Origin of the sequence: Burkholderia sp. Ac-20353 (genome assembly GCF_017104785.1) — a bacterium.
Taxonomy (GTDB): Bacteria; Pseudomonadota; Gammaproteobacteria; order Burkholderiales; family Burkholderiaceae; genus Burkholderia.
The window spans coordinates 22,531-43,986 of the sequence record NZ_JAAGPL010000042.1 but is presented as its reverse complement, the minus strand read 5'-3'; the positions used below and the strand labels follow the sequence as shown (position 1 = coordinate 43,986).

At 66.2% G+C, this 21,456-nt stretch carries 22 protein-coding genes and 4 tRNA genes; 12 read left to right on the top strand and 14 right to left on the bottom strand.

What is annotated here, in order from left to right; genetic code table 11:
* Positions 1-67: 67 nt before the first annotated feature.
* Positions 68-1,609: a methyl-accepting chemotaxis protein gene (locus tag G3N94_RS15120; RefSeq protein ID WP_205793289.1), complete on the top strand. Its 1,542-nt coding sequence runs from the start codon at positions 68-70 to the stop codon at positions 1,607-1,609.
* A 39-nt stretch (positions 1,610-1,648) separates the two neighbouring features.
* Here G3N94_RS15120 and G3N94_RS15115 read toward each other — a convergent pair whose 3' ends face one another.
* Entirely contained in the window at positions 1,649-2,809 is a 1,161-nt protein-coding gene (locus tag G3N94_RS15115) for an alkane 1-monooxygenase (RefSeq protein ID WP_205793287.1), read from the bottom strand.
* Positions 2,810-3,459: 650 nt separating this feature from the next.
* Between G3N94_RS15115 and G3N94_RS15110 the strand changes: the two genes are divergently transcribed.
* From G3N94_RS15110 to G3N94_RS15090, 5 genes are all read left to right on the top strand, one after another.
* The gene (locus G3N94_RS15110; RefSeq protein WP_205793285.1) at positions 3,460-4,035 is read left to right on the top strand and encodes a GNAT family N-acetyltransferase; all 576 of its coding nucleotides are present in this window, start codon (positions 3,460-3,462) and stop codon (positions 4,033-4,035) included.
* Between the two features lie 140 nt (positions 4,036-4,175).
* On the top strand, positions 4,176-4,949 hold the full coding sequence (minC, locus tag G3N94_RS15105; RefSeq protein ID WP_205793283.1) for a septum site-determining protein MinC: 774 nt from the start codon (positions 4,176-4,178) through the stop codon (positions 4,947-4,949).
* A 59-nt stretch (positions 4,950-5,008) separates the two neighbouring features.
* Positions 5,009-5,824, top strand: coding sequence for a septum site-determining protein MinD (minD, locus tag G3N94_RS15100; RefSeq protein WP_205793281.1), 816 nt, complete (start codon positions 5,009-5,011; stop codon positions 5,822-5,824).
* A gap of 12 nt (positions 5,825-5,836) precedes the next feature.
* Positions 5,837-6,091, top strand: coding sequence for a cell division topological specificity factor MinE (gene minE / locus G3N94_RS15095; RefSeq protein WP_010091676.1), 255 nt, complete (start codon positions 5,837-5,839; stop codon positions 6,089-6,091).
* A 160-nt stretch (positions 6,092-6,251) separates the two neighbouring features.
* The gene (locus G3N94_RS15090; protein WP_205793280.1) at positions 6,252-6,653 is read left to right on the top strand and encodes a YXWGXW repeat-containing protein; all 402 of its coding nucleotides are present in this window, start codon (positions 6,252-6,254) and stop codon (positions 6,651-6,653) included.
* A 116-nt stretch (positions 6,654-6,769) separates the two neighbouring features.
* Here the strand turns inward: G3N94_RS15090 and G3N94_RS15085 are convergent, their stop codons facing one another.
* Positions 6,770-8,290, bottom strand: a complete 1,521-nt coding sequence (locus G3N94_RS15085) for a chloride channel protein (protein WP_205793278.1) — start codon at positions 8,288-8,290, stop codon at positions 6,770-6,772.
* A gap of 177 nt (positions 8,291-8,467) precedes the next feature.
* Here G3N94_RS15085 and waaC point away from each other — a divergent pair, with 177 nt between their 5' ends.
* The gene (waaC, locus tag G3N94_RS15080; protein ID WP_205793276.1) at positions 8,468-9,463 is read left to right on the top strand and encodes a lipopolysaccharide heptosyltransferase I; all 996 of its coding nucleotides are present in this window, start codon (positions 8,468-8,470) and stop codon (positions 9,461-9,463) included.
* 33 nt (positions 9,464-9,496) lie between these two features.
* On the opposite strand, the gene G3N94_RS15075 is transcribed toward waaC, so the two are convergent.
* The 9 genes from G3N94_RS15075 to rph form a co-directional block, all read right to left on the bottom strand.
* Positions 9,497-9,676, bottom strand: coding sequence for a hypothetical protein (locus G3N94_RS15075; RefSeq protein ID WP_205793274.1), 180 nt, complete (start codon positions 9,674-9,676; stop codon positions 9,497-9,499).
* Positions 9,677-9,805: 129 nt separating this feature from the next.
* Positions 9,806-11,116 carry an MFS transporter gene (locus tag G3N94_RS15070; RefSeq protein WP_205793272.1) on the bottom strand — a complete coding sequence of 437 codons (1,311 nt, stop codon included), beginning with the start codon at positions 11,114-11,116 and terminating at the stop codon, positions 9,806-9,808.
* 130 nt (positions 11,117-11,246) lie between these two features.
* Positions 11,247-11,735: an energy transducer TonB gene (locus tag G3N94_RS15065; RefSeq protein WP_205793270.1), complete on the bottom strand. Its 489-nt coding sequence runs from the start codon at positions 11,733-11,735 to the stop codon at positions 11,247-11,249.
* A gap of 129 nt (positions 11,736-11,864) precedes the next feature.
* On the bottom strand, positions 11,865-12,158 hold the full coding sequence (locus G3N94_RS15060; RefSeq protein ID WP_205793269.1) for a hypothetical protein: 294 nt from the start codon (positions 12,156-12,158) through the stop codon (positions 11,865-11,867).
* A 162-nt stretch (positions 12,159-12,320) separates the two neighbouring features.
* Complete coding sequence (locus tag G3N94_RS15055; RefSeq protein ID WP_205793267.1) at positions 12,321-12,716, bottom strand: hypothetical protein; 396 nt, start codon at positions 12,714-12,716, stop codon at positions 12,321-12,323.
* Positions 12,717-12,893: 177 nt separating this feature from the next.
* Positions 12,894-12,981, bottom strand: a tRNA-Ser gene (locus tag G3N94_RS15050).
* Between the two features lie 89 nt (positions 12,982-13,070).
* The gene (gene hemW / locus G3N94_RS15045) at positions 13,071-14,285 is read right to left on the bottom strand and encodes a radical SAM family heme chaperone HemW (RefSeq protein WP_205793265.1); all 1,215 of its coding nucleotides are present in this window, start codon (positions 14,283-14,285) and stop codon (positions 13,071-13,073) included.
* Positions 14,286-14,328: 43 nt separating this feature from the next.
* On the bottom strand, positions 14,329-14,955 hold the full coding sequence (rdgB, locus tag G3N94_RS15040; RefSeq protein ID WP_205793263.1) for an RdgB/HAM1 family non-canonical purine NTP pyrophosphatase: 627 nt from the start codon (positions 14,953-14,955) through the stop codon (positions 14,329-14,331).
* On the bottom strand, positions 14,948-15,688 hold the full coding sequence (gene rph, locus G3N94_RS15035; RefSeq protein WP_124600358.1) for a ribonuclease PH: 741 nt from the start codon (positions 15,686-15,688) through the stop codon (positions 14,948-14,950). Before rph ends, rdgB begins: the two co-directional genes overlap by 8 nt.
* 175 nt (positions 15,689-15,863) lie before the next feature.
* Here rph and G3N94_RS15030 point away from each other — a divergent pair, with 175 nt between their 5' ends.
* The 4 genes from G3N94_RS15030 (at position 15,864) to G3N94_RS15015 (ending at position 20,171) form a co-directional block, all read left to right on the top strand.
* Positions 15,864-16,787 carry a YicC/YloC family endoribonuclease gene (locus G3N94_RS15030; protein WP_205793261.1) on the top strand — a complete coding sequence of 308 codons (924 nt, stop codon included), beginning with the start codon at positions 15,864-15,866 and terminating at the stop codon, positions 16,785-16,787.
* 6 nt (positions 16,788-16,793) lie between these two features.
* Positions 16,794-17,477: a guanylate kinase gene (gene gmk, locus G3N94_RS15025; RefSeq protein WP_205793259.1), complete on the top strand. Its 684-nt coding sequence runs from the start codon at positions 16,794-16,796 to the stop codon at positions 17,475-17,477.
* A gap of 59 nt (positions 17,478-17,536) precedes the next feature.
* Positions 17,537-17,740, top strand: coding sequence for a DNA-directed RNA polymerase subunit omega (gene rpoZ / locus G3N94_RS15020; RefSeq protein WP_006025620.1), 204 nt, complete (start codon positions 17,537-17,539; stop codon positions 17,738-17,740).
* Positions 17,741-17,804: 64 nt separating this feature from the next.
* On the top strand, positions 17,805-20,171 hold the full coding sequence (locus G3N94_RS15015; protein ID WP_124600361.1) for a bifunctional (p)ppGpp synthetase/guanosine-3',5'-bis(diphosphate) 3'-pyrophosphohydrolase: 2,367 nt from the start codon (positions 17,805-17,807) through the stop codon (positions 20,169-20,171).
* A gap of 197 nt (positions 20,172-20,368) precedes the next feature.
* Here G3N94_RS15015 and G3N94_RS15010 read toward each other — a convergent pair.
* The 3 genes from G3N94_RS15010 to G3N94_RS15000 form a co-directional block, all read right to left on the bottom strand.
* Positions 20,369-20,445, bottom strand: a tRNA-Arg gene (locus G3N94_RS15010).
* Between the two features lie 61 nt (positions 20,446-20,506).
* Positions 20,507-20,583, bottom strand: a tRNA-Arg gene (locus G3N94_RS15005).
* Between the two features lie 61 nt (positions 20,584-20,644).
* Positions 20,645-20,721: transfer RNA gene (locus G3N94_RS15000), tRNA-Arg, on the bottom strand.
* A 131-nt stretch (positions 20,722-20,852) separates the two neighbouring features.
* Here G3N94_RS15000 and greB point away from each other — a divergent pair.
* Complete coding sequence (gene greB, locus G3N94_RS14995; protein ID WP_205793257.1) at positions 20,853-21,416, top strand: transcription elongation factor GreB; 564 nt, start codon at positions 20,853-20,855, stop codon at positions 21,414-21,416.
* Positions 21,417-21,456: the final 40 nt, after the last annotated feature.

Here is a 21,456-nt window from a genome sequence, read left to right as displayed (position 1 = left end):
CGCCGTTAACAGGGTTTGGCGTCATGCGTCCACGTCGCGACGCCGCCCCCTGTCGACTCAAGGTCCCATGAAGCTGAGCTACAAGATCCCCTTCGCATTTGCCGTTGCGCTGCTGCTGATGCTGTCCGGCGCGCTGTACGGCATTCACATCCTCAATCGCTCGATCGATACGTTCGCGAACGACGTGCAGACGAACGTCGCCAACGAACGGCTCGTGTCGGCCACCCTCGTGCAGTTCAAGCTGCAGGTCCAGGAGTGGAAGGACACGCTGCTGCGCGGCAAGCAGCCCGACAAGCTGGACAAGTACTGGAGCGCGTTCCAGACGCGCGAGCGCACGGTCGACACGCTTGCCGCGCAGCTCGACAAGCAATTGCCGCCCGGCGAAAGCCGCACGCTCGTCGAACAGTTCATGCGCGCGCATGCGGCGATGGGCGACGGCTACCGGCGCGGTTTCGACGCGTTCAAGGCAGCCGGTTTCGAGCCGACGGCCGGTGACGCGGCGGTCGCGGGCGTCGACCGCGAGCCGGCCGCGCTGCTCGAGCGCGCCGCGAAGACGATCGCCGACGAAAGCGCCGCGGTGTCCGCGCAGGCGAGCCGCGAAGCAGCGCACGCGACCGCCGCGAGCATCGTGCTGATGCTCGTCGTGCTGGGTATCGCGATGCTCGGCGCGTTCCTGTTCAGCCGCGCGATCCTGCGGCCGCTCGATGCGGCAGTCGCGTGTGCGAAGGCGGTGGCCGCTGGCGACCTGACGCGCGAAGTCGATGCGAGCGGCCGCGACGAGATCGCCGAATTGCTGCGCGCATTGCAGACGATGCGCGCGAGCCTGTCCGGCGTCGTGCTCGAGGTCCGCACGCACGCGGAAGCGGTCGCGGCCGCGAGTGCGCAGATTGCGTCGGGCAATCACGACCTGTCCGCGCGCACCGAAGCGCAGGCCGCGTCGCTGGAAGAAACCGCGGCGAGCATGGAGCAACTGACGGGCGTCGTGCGGCAGTCGGCCGAAAACGCGCAGCACGCGGCGCGGCTTGCCGACGACGCGTCCGGCATCGCGTCGGCCGGCGGCGGCGTGATGACGCAGGCGGTCGACACGATGAACGGGATCGCCGACAGCGCGGCGAAGGTCGGCGAGATCATCGCGGTGATCGACGGGATCGCGTTCCAGACCAACATCCTCGCGCTGAACGCGGCGGTCGAGGCCGCTCGGGCGGGCGAGCAGGGCCGCGGCTTCGCCGTCGTCGCATCCGAGGTGCGCACGCTCGCGCAGCGCAGCGCGGCCGCCGCGAAGGAGATCAAGGGGCTGATCGAGCAGTCGACGCAGCGCGTCGGCGCCGGGGCGGCACTGATCGGCCGCGCGGGCGAGTCGATTCACGAGATCGTCGCGGCCGCGCGGCGGGTTACGGCAATCGTCGCGGAGATTTCGTCGGCCGCGCAGGAGCAGAGCGGCGGGATCCAGCAGGTGAACGTCGCGGTCACGCAGATGGACGCCGCGACGCAGCACAACGCGGCGCTCGTCGAGCAGGCGTCGGCGGCGACGCAGGCGCTCGCGGAGCAGGCGCGGGCGCTGCGGCACGCGGTAGCGGTGTTCAGGCTGCCTGAAGGGGCAGCGGCCTGAACCGGGTGCCGCCACCCGAACACCTGACGCGCCGCCCCCTCAGCCCGCCGCCGCGTACTGCGCGAGCACCTTCTGACGGATCGACGGCTTGATGTTCGACTGCGCCATGTTGCCGCCGTAGTGCGCGACGACGCGCGGGTTCATCACGCGATACCAGAGCGGCGGGATGTAGGCGAGCAGGATCATCGTCGCGTAACCGGCCGGCAACTGCGGCGAATCGTCGAAATGGCGCAGCGCCTGGTACGAGCGGGTCGGATTCGCGTGATGGTCGGCATGCCGCTGCAACTGGTACAGGAACAGGTTCGTCACGACGTGGTTGCTGTTCCACGAATGCTGCGGCGTGCAGCGCTCGTAGCGGCCGCTCGGCAGCTTCCGGCGTCCGAGCCCGTAATGCTCGACATAGTTCACGACCTCGAGCAGCGACGCGCCGTATGCGGCCTGGATCAGCAGGAACGGAATCACGACCTTGCCGAACAGCGCGATCGTGACGCCCCACACGACGACCGTCATCGCCCACGCATGCAGGACCTCGTTGCGCCAGGTCCATGGCGACTTCCCGAGCCGCACGAGGCGGGCCTGTTCCAGATGCCACGCGGAGCGGATGCTGCCGAAGACGGTGCGCGGCAGGAATACCCAGAACGATTCGCCGAAGCGGGCGCTCGCCGGATCGTCGACGGTCGCGACGCGGACGTGATGGCCGCGGTTGTGCTCGACGAAGAAGTGCCCGTACGCGACCGGCGCGAGCGTGATCTTCGCGAGCCAGCGCTCGAAGCGGCTGGTCTTGTGCCCGAGTTCGTGCGCGGTATTGATCGAGATGCCGGTCGCCGCGCCGAGCGACAGCGCAAAGCCGACGTAGTCGTACCACGCGAGCGCATGCGTGCCGACGATCCACGCGCAGGCGAAGAACGCGACGTATTCGACGAGCGTCGCGAGGTAGACGATCAGCCGGTAGTAGCGCTCCTTCTCGAGCCGCGACACGATTTCGTCCGGGGGATTGTCGCGATCGTCGCCGATCAGCGTATCGAGGATCGGGATCACGCCGAACGCGAACAGCGGCCCGAACCACCAGAACACATGCAGGCCCGTCGACAGCGCGAGCTGGGCCGCCAGGATCGGCAGCGTGATCGTCAGCGCGCCGAGCAGCCACAGGTAACGCTTGCCATCCGTCCAGCTCGACGCCGATCCGTCGGTCATTGCCATTGTCTCCCTCCAGTCGGCCGGACTTCGCGCCGGCCCGATACGAAGCGGTTCGAATCCATCGTTGGTCCGCGCCGCCTGCGCGCGGCACCGGGTCGTAGCCCGCGCTGTGGCCCGGAATGTGGCCCGCTTCTGCCAGTTATACGACTCGCGTCCGTCCAATTTCAACCCGCGCGCTAGGCGGGAAACTCCAAACGGCGGGGTGCCGGCGGCGCGGGCGGGGAAGGGCGCGCACGCGGTGATTGAAACAGACAGGAGACGCGATTTCGCCCGGCGCGGACGGAGCCTTCATCAGACGAAAACGGGGCCGCTTCGACCCGTGCGTCCGGTGTGTGTACAGAACAACAAATGTTGCAATGCAATAAAACCACTGACGCGAATCGCGTTTCAATCGCATTTCGTTCGATATCCGACCGACTTTCTTGCCCGGAATTTCAGCGTGGCCGGCCGAACGCGCGTGGGTCGTCGCGCTGACGCGCCCGTCAGTCAAGGTGCCCGGCCGGCGGGCCTGCGCGCGATGCGGGCTGTGACGCGCACGGCATTCTGTCTGGCGGCGATGTTGCATGTGCACAGCAGCGCGCGTGCGACGGTGCTACCGGGCGGTTGCAACGCCTGTTGCCTTTCGATTCGCGCCGGCATTTGAAAATAACGATTTGACTCATACCCCGCTTTCGGTTGAAGCTAATAGCTTGCTGTCCGAAGGGGGCTGTGCCTGCATGAGTTCGATCTTGACCGTTCGTCGTATCGTTGCCGATCAGGGTGGCGTGTATCGCGAACTCCGCGCCGCATCGCTGCGCGAGCCCTACGCGCCCGGCGAAGCGCCGGAGGCCGAATTGCTGAACGTCGATTCCGACGCGGCGGCGGCCATTGCCGCGCAGCGCGCGACGTCCGATCAATCGACGACGTTCCTGCTGTATACCGAAGGCCATCCGGCCGGCATGATCGGCGCGTATTTCGACAATACGCCCGAGCATCGCGCATTCGTCAGCGAGCTGTGGGTTGCGCACGCGGTGCGCCACCTGCGCGGCGGCCTGCTGCTTGTCGAGACGGCGAGCGCATGGCTCGCCGAGCGCGGCGCGCAGGACATCTACGCATGGATCGCCGACGCGAACCGCAACGCGATCCGTTTCTACGAGCGTGCCGGCTTCGGCAATACCGGCGAGCATGCACCGATCGCGCGGATGCCCGACGCGATGAAGACGCTGTTCGTGTCGCGAGTGAAGCACTGACGTGCGGGGCGGCGTCCGCCGGGCCACCCGGGCCCGAAGCGCGACGCCTGTTACACGACACCCGTTACGCGACGTCCCAAAATTAATGGCCCGTCGCGTGGACGCCTGTAAAATACGCAAAAATTTTTTGCAGAGTGTCCATGTCGCTTAAAAAATCGCCATTCTTCGAACTGCGCAGCGGTACGGTCGATACGTTGCTGTTCACCGTGAAGACGACCGATCTCGATGCGTTGCGTTCCGAGCTGGTCAAGCGCTTCGAAGCGACTCCCGAGTTTTTTGCCGACGATGTCGTCGCGATCGACGTCCGCCGTCTTGCGGACGGCGAACGCGTGGCACTGGCCGACATCCGCCAGATGCTGAGCGATGTGCGGATGCGCCCGGTTGGCGTCGTCGCGCTGGCGTCGCAGGGCTGGGCGGGCGAAGCGGGGCTGCCGCTGCTCGAAGCGCGCGATCGCCGCGCGCCGTCGGCGAAGGCTTCCGGCGATGCAGACCAAGCGCCTGTTGCCGAGGCGGCTGCCGTCGCGGCCTCTTCAGCGGCCCCTGCACCGGGGCCTGCTCCGGCGCCGCAGCAGGTCGGCGGCCAGACACTCGTGATCGACAAGCCGTTGCGTTCGGGGCAGCAGATTTACGCGAAAGGAGACCTCGTGGTGCTCGCGCCGGTCAGTAACGGCGCCGAGATCATTGCGGAAGGCAGTATCCACATCTACGCGCCGTTGCGCGGCCGCGCACTCGCGGGCGTGCACGGCAATCACGACGCGCGCATTTTCTGCACGTGTCTCGAGCCGGAACTCATTTCGATCGCGGGCATCTATCGAACCACCGAGAACCCGCTGCCTGCCGACGTGCTCGGCAAATCGGTGCAGATCCGGCTCGAAGAGGAAAAACTGATGATCGAACCGCTGCGCCTGACGTGAAGCACGCGGCGCACACCGGATCGATCGGCTCTCATTGACGAACACAGGGTATAGGGTAAATGGCAAAAATCATCGTGGTGACTTCGGGCAAGGGCGGCGTTGGCAAGACGACGACGAGCGCAAGCTTCGCGTCCGGTATCGCGCTGCGTGGCCACAAGACGGCAGTGATCGACTTCGACGTCGGCCTGCGCAACCTCGATCTCATCATGGGCTGCGAGCGTCGCGTCGTGTACGACCTCGTGAACGTGATCCAGGGTGAAGCGAACCTGAACCAGGCGCTGATCAAGGACAAGAAGTGCGAGAACCTGTACATCCTGCCGGCGTCGCAGACCCGCGACAAGGATGCGCTGACGCGTGAAGGCGTCGAGAAGGTGCTGAACGACCTGGCCGCGATGGATTTCGAATACATCGTCTGCGATTCGCCGGCGGGCATCGAGGCCGGTGCGCTGCACGCGATGTACTTCGCGGATGAGGCGCTGATCGTGACGAACCCGGAAGTGTCGTCGGTGCGCGATTCGGACCGCATTCTCGGTATCCTGTCGTCGAAGACCAAGCGCGCGACCGAAGGCAAGGACCCGATCAAGGAGCACCTGCTGATCACGCGTTACAGCCCGAAGCGCGTCAACGAAGGCGAGATGCTGTCGCTCGAGGACATCAGCGAGATCCTGCGCATCAAGCTGATCGGCGTGGTGCCGGAATCGGAAGCGGTGCTGCATGCGTCGAACCAGGGCCTGCCGGCCGTGCATCTCGACGGCACCGACGTCGCTGAAGCGTACAAGGACATCGTCGGGCGCTTCCTCGGCGAAGACAAGCCGCTGCGCTTCACCGAATACCAGAAGCCGGGCCTGCTGCAGCGCCTCTTCGGCAGCAAGTAACGGAGGCCGACCATGTCCATTCTGTCGTTTCTCCTCGGTGAGAAGAAAAAATCCGCATCGATCGCGAAGGAGCGCCTGCAACTGATCATCGCGCACGAGCGGGTAGGCGGCAAGCCGCCAGCCGACTACCTGCCGGCGCTGCAGAAGGAGCTCGTCGCCGTGATCTCGAAGTACGTGCAGATTTCGAACGATGACATCCGCGTGAGCCTCGAGCGCCAGGACGATCTCGAAGTGCTCGAAGTGAAGATCGAGATCCCGCAAGCCTGACCCGCATCGTTCCCGTCCCGCACGGCGGCGCTCGCCGCCGTGCGCGTCTTACGCCCTGTTGCACTTTCGGGCACGCCGTAACACGGCGCCTGTCGGCCGTAACCCCCGCTCCCGCATTGAACGAATACGCTCGCGTTGCTTGTTCAATCAGGAGGTTGTGATGGCTGTCTCATCGATTCGTCGCGTTGTTCTCGTGTTCGCCGCCGCAGCTGCCGGCGTATCCGCTTTTGCCGCACCGCTTGCCGCGCGTGCGGACGAAATTCTCGTTGCGGCGCCGGTCGTCACCCGGCCGGGCGAAGTCGTGATCGCCGAGCCGGTCGCCGCGCGCACCGAGGAGATCGTCGTCGTCGCGCCGAACGCGCCGCCGCCCGTGCGCTACGAAGTCGTGCCGGACGCGCGAGTCGGTTACGTTTGGGAGCGCGGCCATTGGCACTGGGATCATGGCCAGTACGTGTGGATCGGTGGCCACTGGGAAGCCGAGCGGATCGGCATGCACTGGGTGCCGAGCCACTGGGATCAGCGCGGTCCGAACTGGTTCTGGACCCGCGGCCACTGGGCATAACGGAGGCGTGCGATGAAAAAGACCGTCTTCGTGATCGCGCTCGTCGCCATCACGCTCGCCGGCTGCGTCGTCGTGCCGGCGCGGCCCGTGTACTACCGGCCGGCACCGGTGGTGATCTATTGAACGTCGCGCGGGGCGGCGTGTGTTGCAACGGCGTTCGCCGTGGCCGCCGCGTCGCCGTCCTGCGCACGTTCGCCCGACCCATGCGCGGCCGGTTCTCCGCCGTTCTCGTCGTGCAGCGTTTCGAGCGGATCGGCGGGCGCCGCGTCCGCGTCCTGCGGTTCCGTGACGCCGGATGCCGGGCGGCCCGTACCGGCCGCCGCGGCCGCGGCTGCCACGGGAGCGGGTGGCGCGAGATAGCGCTGCGCCAGCGTTTCGTACAGCGGTGGCGCGAAGAAGCGCGACACGCGGCTCGAGATCAGCGCGGCCGCCATCAGCGAGATCACGAGCGCGTGGCCGTTGATCATCTCCATCACGATCACGAACGACGTGATCGGCGATTGCGTGACGGCGGCGAGGTAGCCGACCATCGCGAGCGCGATGAGCATCGGCAGCGGCATGTCGCCGAACACCAGGTGCAGCAGGTTGCCGAACCCGGCGCCGATCGACAGCGACGGCGCGAAGATCCCGCCCGGGATGCCCGGCAGGTACGACGCGACCATCGACGCCATCTTCAGGAACGGATAGAGCGCCGACAGGTGCTCGCGGCCGTCGAGCAGGCCGCGCGCTTCCGCATAGCCGCTGCCGAACGTCGTGCCGCCCGACACGAGGCCGATGACCGCGATCGCGAAGCCGCACAGTGCGGCGAACCTGATCGGCCGTTCGCGGTACAGCCCGAGCAGCTGCGCGGGCAGCCAGCGGCCGACGTTCAGCAATACCCAGCAGAACAGCCCGCCCGCGATGCCCGTGACGATTGCGGTGACGAGCACGGCGAGCGCGAGCAGCTTCGGAAAATGCGGACCGACGTCGATCGTGCCGAAGTACGTGTAGTTGCCGTTCAGCCCGAGCGCGACGACGCCGGCGATGATGATCGCGGTGATCAGCACGCCGCTTGCGCGCGACGAGAAGCTGCGGGTCAGTTCCTCGATTGCGAACACGATGCCCGCGAGCGGCGTGTTGAACGCGGCCGACAGGCCGGCCGCCGCACCCGCGAGCACGAGCTGGCGCTCGATCTGCGCGTTCGAGCGCGGATAGAAACGCCGCAGGTTGAACATCAGCGACGCGCCGACCTGCACGGTCGGCCCTTCGCGGCCGATCGTGAAGCCGCCGAGGATGCCGAGGAACGAGATCAGGATCTTGCCGAACAGGATGCGCAGCGTCAGCAGCCGCGCGCCGAACTGGCTCGGGCGCGCATGCAGCGTCGCGATCACCTGCGGGATGCCGCTGCCTTCCGCACCGCGGAAGTAGCGGCGGGTCAGCCACACGGAGCCGGCGGCGATCGCCGGGGTCAGCAGCAGCGGCAGCCAGGGCGCATGCTGCTGCAGCGAGCGGAACGACTCGTAACCCCAGTCGATCAGCCGCGCATAGAGCACGGCGGTGAGGCCGACGGCGATCGCGCCGAGCCAGAAGATCCCGTATTGGCGCCAGATGCGCTGCGTGCGGCGGGTGACGGTGGAAAACAGGTCAGAGCGTTGCATCGGCGCGCCGTCGGCAAAGAATCGATTATAAAAAGGAACCGTGGCCGGCTGCGTTCAACTATCCTTCACGGCTACGACGCATTTCGTTGCAAATGTAATCGAGATGTAATTCAAATACTGCGCGATCGTTATTAGTATGCCGAAATGGCCGTTCTCTCTCGTGAAATACTGACTACCGTGAAACGGATCCTCATTGTGAAAGTGACGTCGCTCGGCGATGTCGTCCAGACGTTGCCTGTCGTCGCCGACCTGCATCGCGCATTTCCCGGCGTAACGGTGGACTGGGCCGTCGACGAGTCGTGTGCGGAGGTGGTGCGCTGGCACCCGGGCGTGAGCAGCGTGCTGTGCGCGCCGCTGCGCCGCTTCAAGAAAATGCGCAATGCAGGCGACCTGAAAGCGATTTCATCGTCGATCGGCGCGCTGCGCGCGCGCCGCTACGACGCGGTGATCGACCTGCACGGCGTGTACAAGAGCGCGATCATTTCGGCCCTTGCACGCGCCCGGCGTCGGGTCGGCTACCAGACCCGGGATCTCGGCGAGGCGGGCGCGCGCTTTGCGTACTCGCACCGCTTCGGCCCGCGGCCGGACTGCGATGCCTGGCACGGGATGCGCGTGAGCGCGGGCGAGGCGCTCGGCTACGAACCGCAGGGGATTGCGGACCACGGCGTCGTCGCGCCGAGCGATGTCAGCCTGCCTGCCGCGGTCACCGATGGCGCGCCATTCATGCTGCTGTTCCATGCGACGTCGAACGTCGACAAAAAATGGCCGGCCAAGCATTGGGCGGCGCTCGCGACGCGGATGATGGCGCGCGGCGTGCGCGTGTTGCTGCCATGGGGTTCGCCGGCCGAGCACGATGATGCGAAGGACATCGCCGCGCGTGCCCCCGGTGCGATCGTGCTGCCGGCGATGTCGGTGCGCGAGCTCGGTGCGGCGATCGGCCGGGCTGCGCTGGTGGTCGGCGTGGATACGGGGTTCGTACACATGTCGCACGCGCTGCGGCGGCCGACCGTGATGATCTTCGTGGCGACGTCGCGTCACCACTGCGGGATCGGCGGCGCGCCCCACGCACTGTCGATCGGCGAACCGGGCGCCGCGCCGAGCGTCGACGAGGCACTGGCAGCGATCGACCTGGTCGGTCCCGATTACGTGCAGCGCACGCCGGTAGCGGCATGAAGGTGGACTGAACGGCGCGGCGCCGCCGCGCGGTCACGCGAGCAGCGCCTCGACGGCCAGGACGGCGGCAATGGCGGCCGCGTTCGCGAGCAGCGCCTCGAACACGAGTCCACGCCACGTCTTTGGCCGGAAGCGGATCGCGAGCAGTAACGCGCCACCCAGCGCGAGCGCGACGGTCAGGACGAGATCGGCGTTGTCGAGGCGGATGTTCATCGCGGCGGCTCCCTGACGATCGCGGCGCGCCCGCCGGCGCGCCTCGTTTCGAACCCGGTTCGAGCTCAGTTCGAGCTCAGTTGGAGTATAAGCACCGCCGGCCGGCACACAACCGGGGCTGTCCCGGGGTCAGACGAGCGATGTGTCGCGCGTTTCGCGCATCATCAGCACGCCGAGCAGGCTGATCGCCGCCGCGATCGATACATAGCCGCCGACCCACGACAGGCCGCCCCGGGCGGCCAGCAGCTGCGCGATGTAAGGTGCGATCGACGCGCCGAGGATCCCGCCGAGGTTGTATGCGACGCCGGCCCCCGTATAGCGGACGTTGGTCGGGAACAGCTCCGGCAGCAGCGCGCCCATCGGCGCGAACGTCACCCCCATCAGGAACAGCTCGAGCGTCAGGAACAGCGCGACGAGCGGCATCGAGCCGCTGCCGAGCAGCGGCGCCATCGCGAAGCCGGACAGCAGCGCGGCGATCGAGCCTGCTACGAGCACCGGCTTGCGGCCGAAGCGGTCCGATGCCCACGCCGACAGCGGCGTCGCGAGCCCCATGAACACCACCGCGACGCACAGCAGGCCGAGGAAGCTCTGGCGCGGGATATGCAGTGTGGCGACGCCGTACGACAGCGAGAACACCGTCGAGATATAGAACAGCGTGTAGCAGACGACCATCGCGAGCGCGCCGAGCAGCGTCGGCTGCCAGTGTTGCGTGACGAGCGTCGCGACCGGCACGCGCACGCGTTCGTTGCGGTCGAGCGCGGCCTGGAACGCGGGCGTTTCGGCGATCTTGAGCCGTACGTACAGCCCGAGCGCGACGAGCACCGCGCTCACGAGGAACGGGATGCGCCAGCCCCAGCTGCGGAACTGCGTATCGGACAGCGACAGCGCGAGCGCGAAGAACAGCCCGTTCGACATCAGGAAGCCCACCGAGGGCCCAAGCTGCGGAAACATCCCGAACCAGCCGCGCTTGCCTTGCGGCGCGTTCTCGGTCGCGAGCAGCGCGGCGCCGCCCCATTCGCCGCCGAGGCCGATCCCCTGGCCGAAGCGCAGCACGCACAGCAGCACCGGCGCGAGCGTACCGATCGCGTCGTAGCCGGGCACGAGGCCGATCGCGGTGGTGGACAGGCCCATCACGAGCAGCGACGCGACGAGCGTCGACTTGCGGCCGATGCGGTCGCCGAAGTGGCCGAACAGGAACGAGCCGATCGGTCGCGCGATGAACGCGATGCCGAACGTGACGAACGCGGACAGCGCCTGCGCGGTCGCGGAGCCGTGCGGGAAGAAAACCGGGCCGATCACGAGCGCGGCGGCGGTCGCGTACACGTAGAAATCATAGAACTCGATCGCGGTGCCGATGAAGCTTGCGAACACGATGCGCGTGTGGCTGAGCGCGCCGGCCGAATCGGTTGCGTGCGCAACGGCCGGTGGGGATGCGGACATGAGTGTCTCCGGGTTGTTTTTGGGGATATTCGGTGACGCGCGCGAACGCGTGCACGGCGTGGTGGCCGTGCGAATGCGGAAAATTATAGCCAGCGGTGCCGCGCACCGGCAATGACGCGGCGTGAGGCGCTCAGTCGATCGACTGCGCCTGCGCGGACGCCGTACTCTGCAGCTGGAACTTGCCGTTGTCGTTGAAGAGCCAGCTTTCCATCAGCTCGACCTGGCCCTTGCCGTCGAGCAGCTTCGCGGGCGGCGGCGGCAGCGGCGCGGCGCGGCGCAGCGACGCGAGCGCGAGCGCTTCGGCTTCGCTGTCGCCGTTGCTGCGGTACACCGATGCGTGCACGAGCTGACCGTCGCGATCGACCGTGAACGCGACCACGACGAGCGAGCGCAGCATTGCCTGCGGCGTGCCGTGTAGCATCCCTGAAGGATTGCGTTCGGCGACGCGCTCGGCGACTTCGGTGCGATATTGGTCGAGATTCGCGCTGCGCGTGATCGACGGCAGCGTCAGGATCGCATGCGGCGACGGCAGCGTGATCGTGCAGGCGGCAAGCATGGCGACGGCGGCCAGCGCGGCGACGCGCAGCCGTACGACGCTCGGAACGAGGAGGGCGGACATGGAGCGGCGCCGAAGAACACAATAGAAAAATGATAGTCGCGCGCGGGTGACCCGACATCGGGACAAACGCATATCGCGCGTCGCGCGACGCTGCGTCTGCTGATGATGCCGGTGAATCGGCGCGTCGCTTCAATATCCGTGCGTGACGAGCGACAGCACCGACAGGTCCGGATGCGTGCCGTCGACGATGCTCTTGCCGATGTGCACGGCTTCGTGGACCGCCTCGTCGAGTGTTGCAAAGCTTTCTTCGCCGTCCGCATGGAACGGCACCGCATGACCGGGCAGCGCGGCGTTCGCGCCCGGATGGCAGACGTAGCCTGTATAGGTGAAGCGCGTGTCGTCGCCCGGCATCGGGCCCGGCACGACGTGGATCTCGAAGCCTTCGTAATCGACGTGGCGGGTAGGGGTCGACTGTTCGGACATGACAACCTCCATGCGCCGCATGAACGGGTGGGTTCGCGCGGCTTCGGGTTCGCGGCGGCGTTCGTGTCGCCGTTCTGATCCGAATTCTAGGCGATGGCGGCGCAACCGGACACGTTCGGCGCGAGCCGGACGACGGCAATCAGGCGGCCGCCGCGGCGAGCGTTACTGTACGCACTGCACGTTCTTTCTCGGCACGACGATAATCACCGGGTAAGTCCCCCGGTCGAGTTCCACGCGCGCGACGACGGACAGCGTCGTCGGGTCGGAGTCGTCGTACACGCTGACCCGCTCGTGCCGCAGGTTCGTGACGCCGACGCAGCCGGTCGCGCGGCCTTCACCGGAAATCTGGCAGTGAATCTCGTTGTCGGCCAGATAGCGATACTGATTCGGGCTCGCGAGATATTCGCGCAGGCTCTGCTCCGATCCGCCGACGCCCGTGACGTAAGCGATCGCGCACGATTGTGCCGGCGTGTCGTTGCCGGTCGAGGTGTCGGCCGCCGCATGCGCGCTGATGGCGGCCAGCGCTGCGACGAGCGACGAAGCGATCAGGTGCTTCATGGCATGTGCTCCCGTATTGCGAATCCGAGCGCGGGATTGTAACGGGATCCCGCAAAACGCATGCGAATGGTGGAACGCGCAAGCCGTTGCGGTGCGGTGACCGCCGATGCGAAGGCGGCGAGCGGTCAAACAAAAACCCCGTCATTCAGCGAATTGACGGGGTTTGTCGGGTGATGCTGGCGGAAGCGGTGAGATTCGAACTCACGGACAGTTGCCCGTCGCCGGTTTTCAAGACCGGTGCCTTAAACCGCTCGGCCACGCTTCCACGAGGCGGCATTGTAACCGAAATGTCGCCCCTGTCGACCGGAGTGAGTACTTCATCGCTTACTCCGGTCGCATGCCAGCCGGTCGTTGTCAGTCGTCACGCAGGAACAGTTCCTGCAGGTCGTTGAGAAAGCGCTGGCCGAGCGGCGTCGGCGCGATCTGCGTGAAATCGCGTGTGATCAGTCCGCGCCGTTCCGCTTCCCTGAGCGCCGGTTCGATCGTGCTCATCGGCAGGCCCGTGCGCTCGGCGAAGCTGTGTACCGGGAAGCCCTCGACGAGCCGCAGCGTGTTCAGCATGAACTCGAACGGCAGGTCGCGTGCGCCGACTTCGCGTTCTTCCTGCACCGGCGTGCCGGCCAGCGCCTCCTCGATGAAGGTGCCCGGATGCTTGTAGCGCGCCTGCCGCAGGATGCGGTTCGGGAACGACAGCTTCGTGTGCGCGCCCGCGCCGATGCCGAGATAGTCGCCGAAGCGCCAGTAGTTCAGGTTGTGCTTGCACTGGTGGTGCGGCTTCGCATACGCGGACACCTCGTAGCGCTCGTAGCCGGCTTCGGCCGTGCGCGCGTGGATCCACTCCTGCATGTCGGCCGACGCATCGTCGTCGGGCACGACAGGCGGATACTTCGCGAACAGCGTGTTCGGCTCGAGCGTCAGGTGATACAGCGACAGATGCGGCGGTGCGAACGACAGCGCGGTTTCGATGTCCGTGCGGCATTCGTCGAGCGTCTGGTTTGGCAGCGCGAACATCAGGTCGAGATTGAAGTTGTCGAACGTCTTCGCGGCGACCTCGACGGCCGCGCGCGCCTGTGCCGCGTCGTGGATGCGGCCGAGCGCCTTCAGGTGCGTCTCGTTGAAGCTCTGGATGCCGACCGACAGGCGGTTCACGCCGCTCGCGCGGAATTGCGCGAATTTCGCCGCCTCGAACGTGCCCGGATTCGCTTCGAGCGTGATCTCCGCATCCGCGTCGAGCGGCAGCAGCGCACGCACGTCGGACAGCAGGCGATCGAGGCCCGCTGCCGACAGCAGGCTCGGGGTGCCGCCGCCGATGAACACCGTGTGCACCTGGCGCCCCCAGACGAGCGGCAGCGCATGCTCGAGATCGGCGCGCAGCGCATCGAGATACTCGGTTTCCGGAAACCGCTCGCCCTTCCACTCGTGCGAGTTGAAATCGCAATACGGGCACTTGCGCACGCACCACGGGAAATGCACGTACAGCGCGAGCGGTGGCAGCGACGCCAGCCGCACCTGGCCGGGCGACGTGAACGTCGCGACGACGCGCGCACCGGTTTCTGCAGCCTGACTCATGCTGCCTCCTGCAACGAACGAAGGTGAGCGTGGGGGCTTCTGGTCATTCCCCCTCCGCAAGCCGCGCGAGCAGCGCGTTGAGCGCCAGCGCGCGATGGCTGAGCGCGTTCTTCACGGGCGGTTCGAGCTCGGCCGCCGTCGCGCCGAGCGCCGGCAGGTAAAAATACGGGTCGTAGCCGAATCCGTGCGCGCCGCGCGGCGTGTCGACGATCTCGCCGTGCCAGCGGCCTTCGGCAAACAGCGGTTCCGGATCGTCGGCGTGGCGCACGAGCGCGAGCACACAGCAGTAATACGCGCGACGGTCCGCAACGTCGCGCAACTGGTCCACGAGATACGCGTTGTTCGCCGCGTCGCCTTTCTCGCGCCCCGCGCGCTGCGCGTAGCGTGCCGAGTAGACGCCGGGCGCGCCGCGCAGCGCGCGCACGCACAGGCCGGAATCGTCGGCGATTGCCGGCAGCCCGGTGAGCTGCGCTGCGTGGCGCGCTTTCGTCAGCGCATTCTCGATGAACGTGCGGAACGGTTCGTCCGCTTCCGGCACCGCGAGGTCGCCTTGCGGAATCACGTCGATGCCGACGGTCGAGAACATCGCCGTGAATTCGCGCAGCTTGCCCGCGTTGTTCGACGCGAGCACGATGCGCGACAGCGGCGGCGTGGAGCGATCGTCAGGCATGGCTTGTACCCAGCGCGTCCTTCTGCATCTGCACGAGCGCACCGATCCCGCTCTGCGCGAGGTCGAGCAGCGCGTTCATCTCGTCGCGCGAGAACGGCACGCCCTCGGCGGTACCCTGGACTTCGACGAAGCCACCTGCGCCCGTCATCACGACGTTCATGTCGGTATCGCAGCGCGAATCCTCCGCGTAATCGAGGTCGAGCACGGGGGTGCCTTCGAACACGCCGACCGAGATCGCGGCCACGTAGTCGGTGATCGGCGAACGCGCGAGCTTGCCGGCGGCGATCAGCTTCGACACCGCGTCATGCGCGGCGACGAATGCGCCCGTGATGCTCGCGGTGCGCGTGCCGCCGTCGGCCTGGATCACGTCGCAGTCGATATGGATCGTGCGTGGGCCGAGCGCCTCGAGGTCGAACACCGCGCGCAGCGCGCGGCCGATCAGGCGCTGAATTTCCTGCGTGCGGCCCGTCTGCTTGCCGCGCGCGGCTTCGCGATCGCTGCGCGTGTGCGTTGCGCGCGGCAGCATCCCGTATTCGGCCGTCAGCCAGCCTTGCCCGCGATCGCGCAGGAACTCCGGCACGCGCTCGGCGACGCTCGCCGTGCAGATCACCTTGGTGTCGCCGAACTCGACCAGCACGGAGCCTTCCGCATGCTTCGTGTAGTGGCGCGTGATGGCGACCTTGCGCAGTGCGTCGGCGCTGCGGCCGCTCGGACGGGAAAAGGATTGCGTCATGGGCGAGAAAGAATGTGGGAGAGGAAACCCCGATTTTAGCGCCGAACGGCCCGCGTGCCCGGCGGGGTCGGCGCCAAAAATGGGATAATGCGCGTTTCCCGCCCCGCGCTTCGGATGCGCCGGGCGCCTCGATTGATTCCCGGCCCGCAAGGGCATCCAGACGGCGAGACGAACCATGATCTACAGCATGACGGGCTACGCGAGCGCGACGCGCGAACTCGCAGCGGCGACGGGCAACGGCGGCACCAGCGTGTCGGTCGAACTGCGTACCGTGAACTCGCGTTTCCTCGACCTGAATTTCCGCATGCCCGACGATGTGCGCGCATGTGAACCCGCGCTGCGCGAAATGCTGATGAACAAGCTGTCGCGCGGCAAGGTGGATGTGCGCATCAACCTGCAGCGTGGCGAGCAGAGCATCGGCGCGGGCGCGCTGAACCAGGCGGCGCTCGGCCAGCTTGCGGACCTCGAGCGCACGGTGCTCGAGTCGTTCCCGGGCGTTGGCCGCCTGCGTGCGGGCGAAATCCTGCGCTGGCCCGGCGTGATCGCCGAAAGCGGCGTGTCGGCCGACGCGATCCGCGACGCGGTGCTCGCGTGCGGCAAGGAAGCGATCAACGAGCTGGTCGTCGTGCGTTCGCGCGAAGGCGCGCAGCTTGCGACGATGCTGCTGTCGAACGTCGCCGAGATGGAGGCGATCGTCGCGCGCATCACGCCGCTCGTGCCGGAGCTGATCGCGAAGCACCAGCAGAAGATCGTCGAGCGGCTGCAGGAAGCGCTCGGCATCGCGGCGCCGGAAGGCAGCGCGCCGATCGTGTCGCGCGAGGAAGCCGCGGAGCGCATCCGTCAGGAAGTGACGATGTACGGGATCCGGATCGATATCGCGGAGGAGCTGTCGCGGCTCACCGCGCACCTGAACGAAACGCGTCATGTGATCGAGAAGGGCGGCCGCGTCGGCAAGCGTCTCGACTTCATGATGCAGGAACTGAATCGCGAAGCGAACACGCTCGGCTCGAAAGCAGCGGCCAAGGAACTGGCCGACGCGTCGATGGCGCTCAAGCTGCTGATCGAGCAGATGCGCGAGCAAGTGCAAAACCTGGAGTAACGCAACATGACCCAACCCATCCACGACGGCCACGCCGCGCATTCGCTGCACGGCGGCGTCTATCCGGGCAATCTGTTCATGGTCGTCGCGCCGTCGGGCGCCGGCAAGTCCACGCTCGTGAACGCGCTGCTGTCGAAGGACAGCGAGATCTGCCTGTCGATCTCGTACACGACGCGCAAGCCGCGGCCGGGCGAGCAGGACGGCCAGCACTACCACTTCACGACGGTCGACGATTTCCGCACGCGCCACGCGGCGCACGAATTCCTCGAGAGCGCGGAAGTGCACGGCAACTATTACGGCACGTCGCGCGTCTGGATCGAAGAGCAGATGAAGAACGGTCACGACGTGCTGCTCGAGATCGACTGGCAGGGCGCGCTGCAGGTCAAGAAGCAGTTCCACAACGCGGTCGGCATCTTCATCCTGCCGCCGTCGCTCGACGCGCTCGAGGAGCGCCTGAAGAAGCGCGGCCAGGACGAGCCGAACGTGATCACGCGTCGTTTGCTCGCAGCCGGCAGCGAGATCGCGCACGCATCGGAAGCGGAGTACGTCGTGATCAACGAGAACTTCGATCGCGCGCTCGCCGAGCTGGAATGCATCGTCGCCGCGACGCGCCTGCGCTTTGCTTCGCAGTACGCGCGACATGCGGAGCTGTTCATCGAGCTCGGCATCCACCTGCCGCACGCGGAATGACGCGAGGCACGAGGGACATAAGGTAGAATAAGCACTATATTCAGAAGGAATTACCCACCATGGCTCGCATTACCGTCGAAGACTGCCTGAAGCAGATCCCGAACCGCTTCGAACTGGCGCTCGCCGCCACCTATCGCGCGCGGCAGCTCGCGCAAGGCCATACGCCGAAGATCGAAAGCCGCGACAAGCCGACCGTCGTTGCGCTGCGCGAGATCGCGGCCGGCCAGGTCGGTGTCGAGATGCTGAAGAAGGTGCCGGTCTAACCGCACCGCATCACTCCAGCCATGTAGTCCACGCGCGCAACGATTGCTGACCGAGGAGGCGAATATGAGCACCACCCCATCGTCCGCCTCCGCGGATCCGACCACCGAAGCCACGGCACAATCGCCTGCGCGCCAGTACATCAACGCGGTCCTCGAACAGTCGTTCCGGCATCTGTTCGGGCCGACCGCCACTCCGGAGCAACCGCGCAAGCACGGCGTCGTTTCGATCGCGAAACTGACCGGCACGCTCGCCGAGTATCTCGCTCCGGAGGAGATCAAAGAGGTCAAGGCGGCGTTCCACTTCAGCGACGAAGCCCACCTCGGTCAATATCGCCAGAGCGGCGAACCCTATATCACCCATCCCGTCGCCGTCGCGGAAATCTGCGCCGGCTGGAAGCTCGACGCACAGGCCGTGATGGCCGCGCTGCTGCACGACGTGATGGAGGACCAGGGCGTGACCAAGAGCGAGCTGGCCGAGCGGTTCGGGCCGAAGGTCGCGGAACTGGTCGACGGCCTGTCCAAGCTCGACAAGATGGAATTCCGCAGTCGCGAGGAAGCGCAGGCGGAAAATTTCCGCAAGATGCTGCTCGCGATGGCACGCGACGTGCGGGTCATCCTCGTGAAGCTCGCCGATCGCCTGCACAACATGCGCACGCTCGGCGCGGTGCCGATGGAAAAGCGCCGCCGCGTCGCACGCGAGACGCTCGACATCTATGCGCCGATCGCGCACCGCCTGGGTCTGAACAATACGTATCGCGAGCTGCAGGACATGAGCTTCGCGAACTTCAACCCGCATCGCTACGCGACGCTCGAGAAGGCCGTGAAGGCCGCGCGCGGCAATCGCCGCGAGGTGATCAGCAAGATCCTCGAAGCCGCGCAGCGCGCGATGGTCGACGCGAAGATCGAAGCCGAGATCACCGGCCGCGAAAAGACCATCTACAGCGTCTACCGGAAGATGCGCGACAAGCAGCTGTCGTTCTCGCAGGTGCTCGACGTGTACGGCTTTCGCGTCGTCGTCGAGAATCCGCTCGACTGCTACACGTGCATCGGCGCGCTGCATGCGCTGTACAAGCCGGTGCCCGGCAAGTTCAAGGACTACATCGCGATCCCGAAGATCAACGGCTATCAGTCGCTGCACACGACGCTCGTCGGCCCGTTCGGCGCGCCGATCGAGTTCCAGGTGCGTACGCGCAAGATGCACGAGATCGCCGAGGCGGGCGTCGCCGCGCACTGGCTGTACAAGAACGGCAGCGCGGATCTCAGCGACGTGCAGAAGCGCGCGCACCAGTGGCTGAAGTCGCTGCTCGATATCCAGAGCGAAGCCGGTGACTCGAGCGAATTCCTCGAGCACGTGAAGATCGACCTGTTCCCGGATGCGGTCTACGTATTTACGCCGAAGTCGAAGATCATGGCGCTGCCGCGCGGCGCGACCGCGCTCGACTTCGCGTATTCGATCCACAGCGATCTCGGCAACCAGTGCGTCGCCGTGAAGATCAACAACGAGCTGCTGCCGTTGCGCACCGAGCTGAAGAGCGGCGACATCGTCGAAGTGATCACGGCGCCGTATTCGAAGCCGAACCCTGCGTGGCTCGGTTTTGTACGCACCGGCAAGGCGCGCTCGGCGATCCGTCACTACCTGAAGACGATGCGCCTGAACGAATCGGTGCAGCTCGGCGAGCGGCTCGTCGATCAGAGCCTGAAGGGTTACGGGCTCGCACTCGCCGACGTCACGCCGGAAGTATGGGAAAAGCTCGTGCAGTGGACGGGCAACAAGAGCCGCCAGGAAATCTTCGCGGACATCGGCCTCGGCCGCCGCGTTGCGGCGGTGATGGCGAAGCGCATCGAGGTGCTGATGAGCGGCCGCGACGCGGACGACGACCTGCCGAAGGCCGAGCGCCATGCCGCGCATCATGCGCCGCCGGTCGTGATCACGGGCACCGAAGGGATGTCGGTGCAGTTGTCCGCATGCTGCCGGCCGATTCCGGGCGACGCGATCATGGGCTACATCGGTATCGGGCTCGGGATGGCGATTCATACGACCGATTGTCGCGTCGCGCAGCGCATCCACCGTCGCGATCCGGGCCGCTGGATCGACGTCGAGTGGGCGCCTCAGCCGGGCCGGCTGTTCGATGTCGCGGTGAAGGCGCTCGTGAAGAATACGAAGGGGATCTTCGCGCGGGTGGCGGCGGACATCACGTCGGCCGACGCGAACATCGTCCACATCGCGATGGACGAAGATCTCACACACGAATCGACGGTGCTGCGCTTCGTGATCCAGGTCAGCGACCGCGTCCATCTGGCGAACGTGATGCGGCGCGTGCGGACCAATCCGGATGTGATGCGGATCATGCGCGAACGTTCGACCGACGACGGCACGCATGCACGTCACGACGGCGGGATGCGCATCGAGCGCGAGCGGCAGGATTACTGACGCTCGTGTCCTTCGATCGATGTGACGGCGGCCAAGGGCCGCCGTTTTCGTTGGTGCTTTCGTTGGTGCTTGTGCCGCGCGCGCAAGCGTGCCGAGATCGAGCGGCGAGGGTGCAAACGGGGAGGGTGCAAAAGGAAGCGCGCAAACGGGACGGACGCAAAGAAAAAGGGCCTTCCCGGAGGAAGGCCCTTTAGAAGTGGTGCGGCTGGCAGGATTCGAACCCACGACCCCTTGGTTCGTAGCCAAGTACTCTATCCAACTGAGCTACAGCCGCACGCAAAACGGTACTGCTTCAAACTGACAGGACCTTCTTCGGTGGGAAGGCCCTCAAAAATTGGCGCGGCTGGCAGGATTCGAACCCACGACCCCTTGGTTCGTAGCCAAGTACTCTATCCAACTGAGCTACAGCCGCACGCAAAACGGTACTACATCGAACTGAAAGGGCCTTCGGTTCGGAAGGCCCTCAAAAAAAGTGGCGCGGCTGGCAGGATTCGAACCCACGACCCCTTGGTTCGTAGCCAAGTACTCTATCCAACTGAGCTACAGCCGCACGCAGAAGAGGGATTATAGCAAGGTTGTGAAAAAAGGGAAGACTTATTCGCAAAAAACACGGTCCGCCGTTGTCGGGGCGGTCCATCGTGTACCCTTGAAGCATCCGTAATCCATGTTTGAATGTGCATCATGAACAAGGCGTTTGTCAAAGAGTCGGACGGCGACGACGACGATCTCGAGCAGGCCCAGGCCGCGATTCCGGCCGGTTCGAAGAACTACATCACGCCGGCGGGGCACAAGCGGCTCAGGGACGAGCTGCTGAGCCTGATCGACGTCGAGCGTCCCGAGGTCGTGCGACTCGTGTCGTGGGCCGCGTCGAACGGCGACCGTTCCGAAAACGGCGACTACATCTACGGCAAGCGGCGGCTGCGCGAGATCGACCGCCGCATCCGCTTCCTGACCAAACGGCTCGATATTGCCGAGGTGGTCGACGCGAGCCGGCAGGAGAACACCGATCAGGTGTTCTTTGGCGCGACGGTCGACTATGCGACGCCGGACGGCGACGAGCATACGATCACGATCGTCGGCATCGACGAGGTCGATCTCGACATCGGCCATGTGAGCTGGATCTCGCCGGTGGCGCGCGCGCTGCTGAAGGCGAAGATCGGCGATACCGTCACGCTGATGACGCCCGTCGGCCCGCAGCCGATCGACGTGCTCGACGTCCACTATCCGGAGCCCGGCAAGGCCTGAGCGCGCAATCAAAAAGCGCCCCATGCGGGGCGCTTCGTCG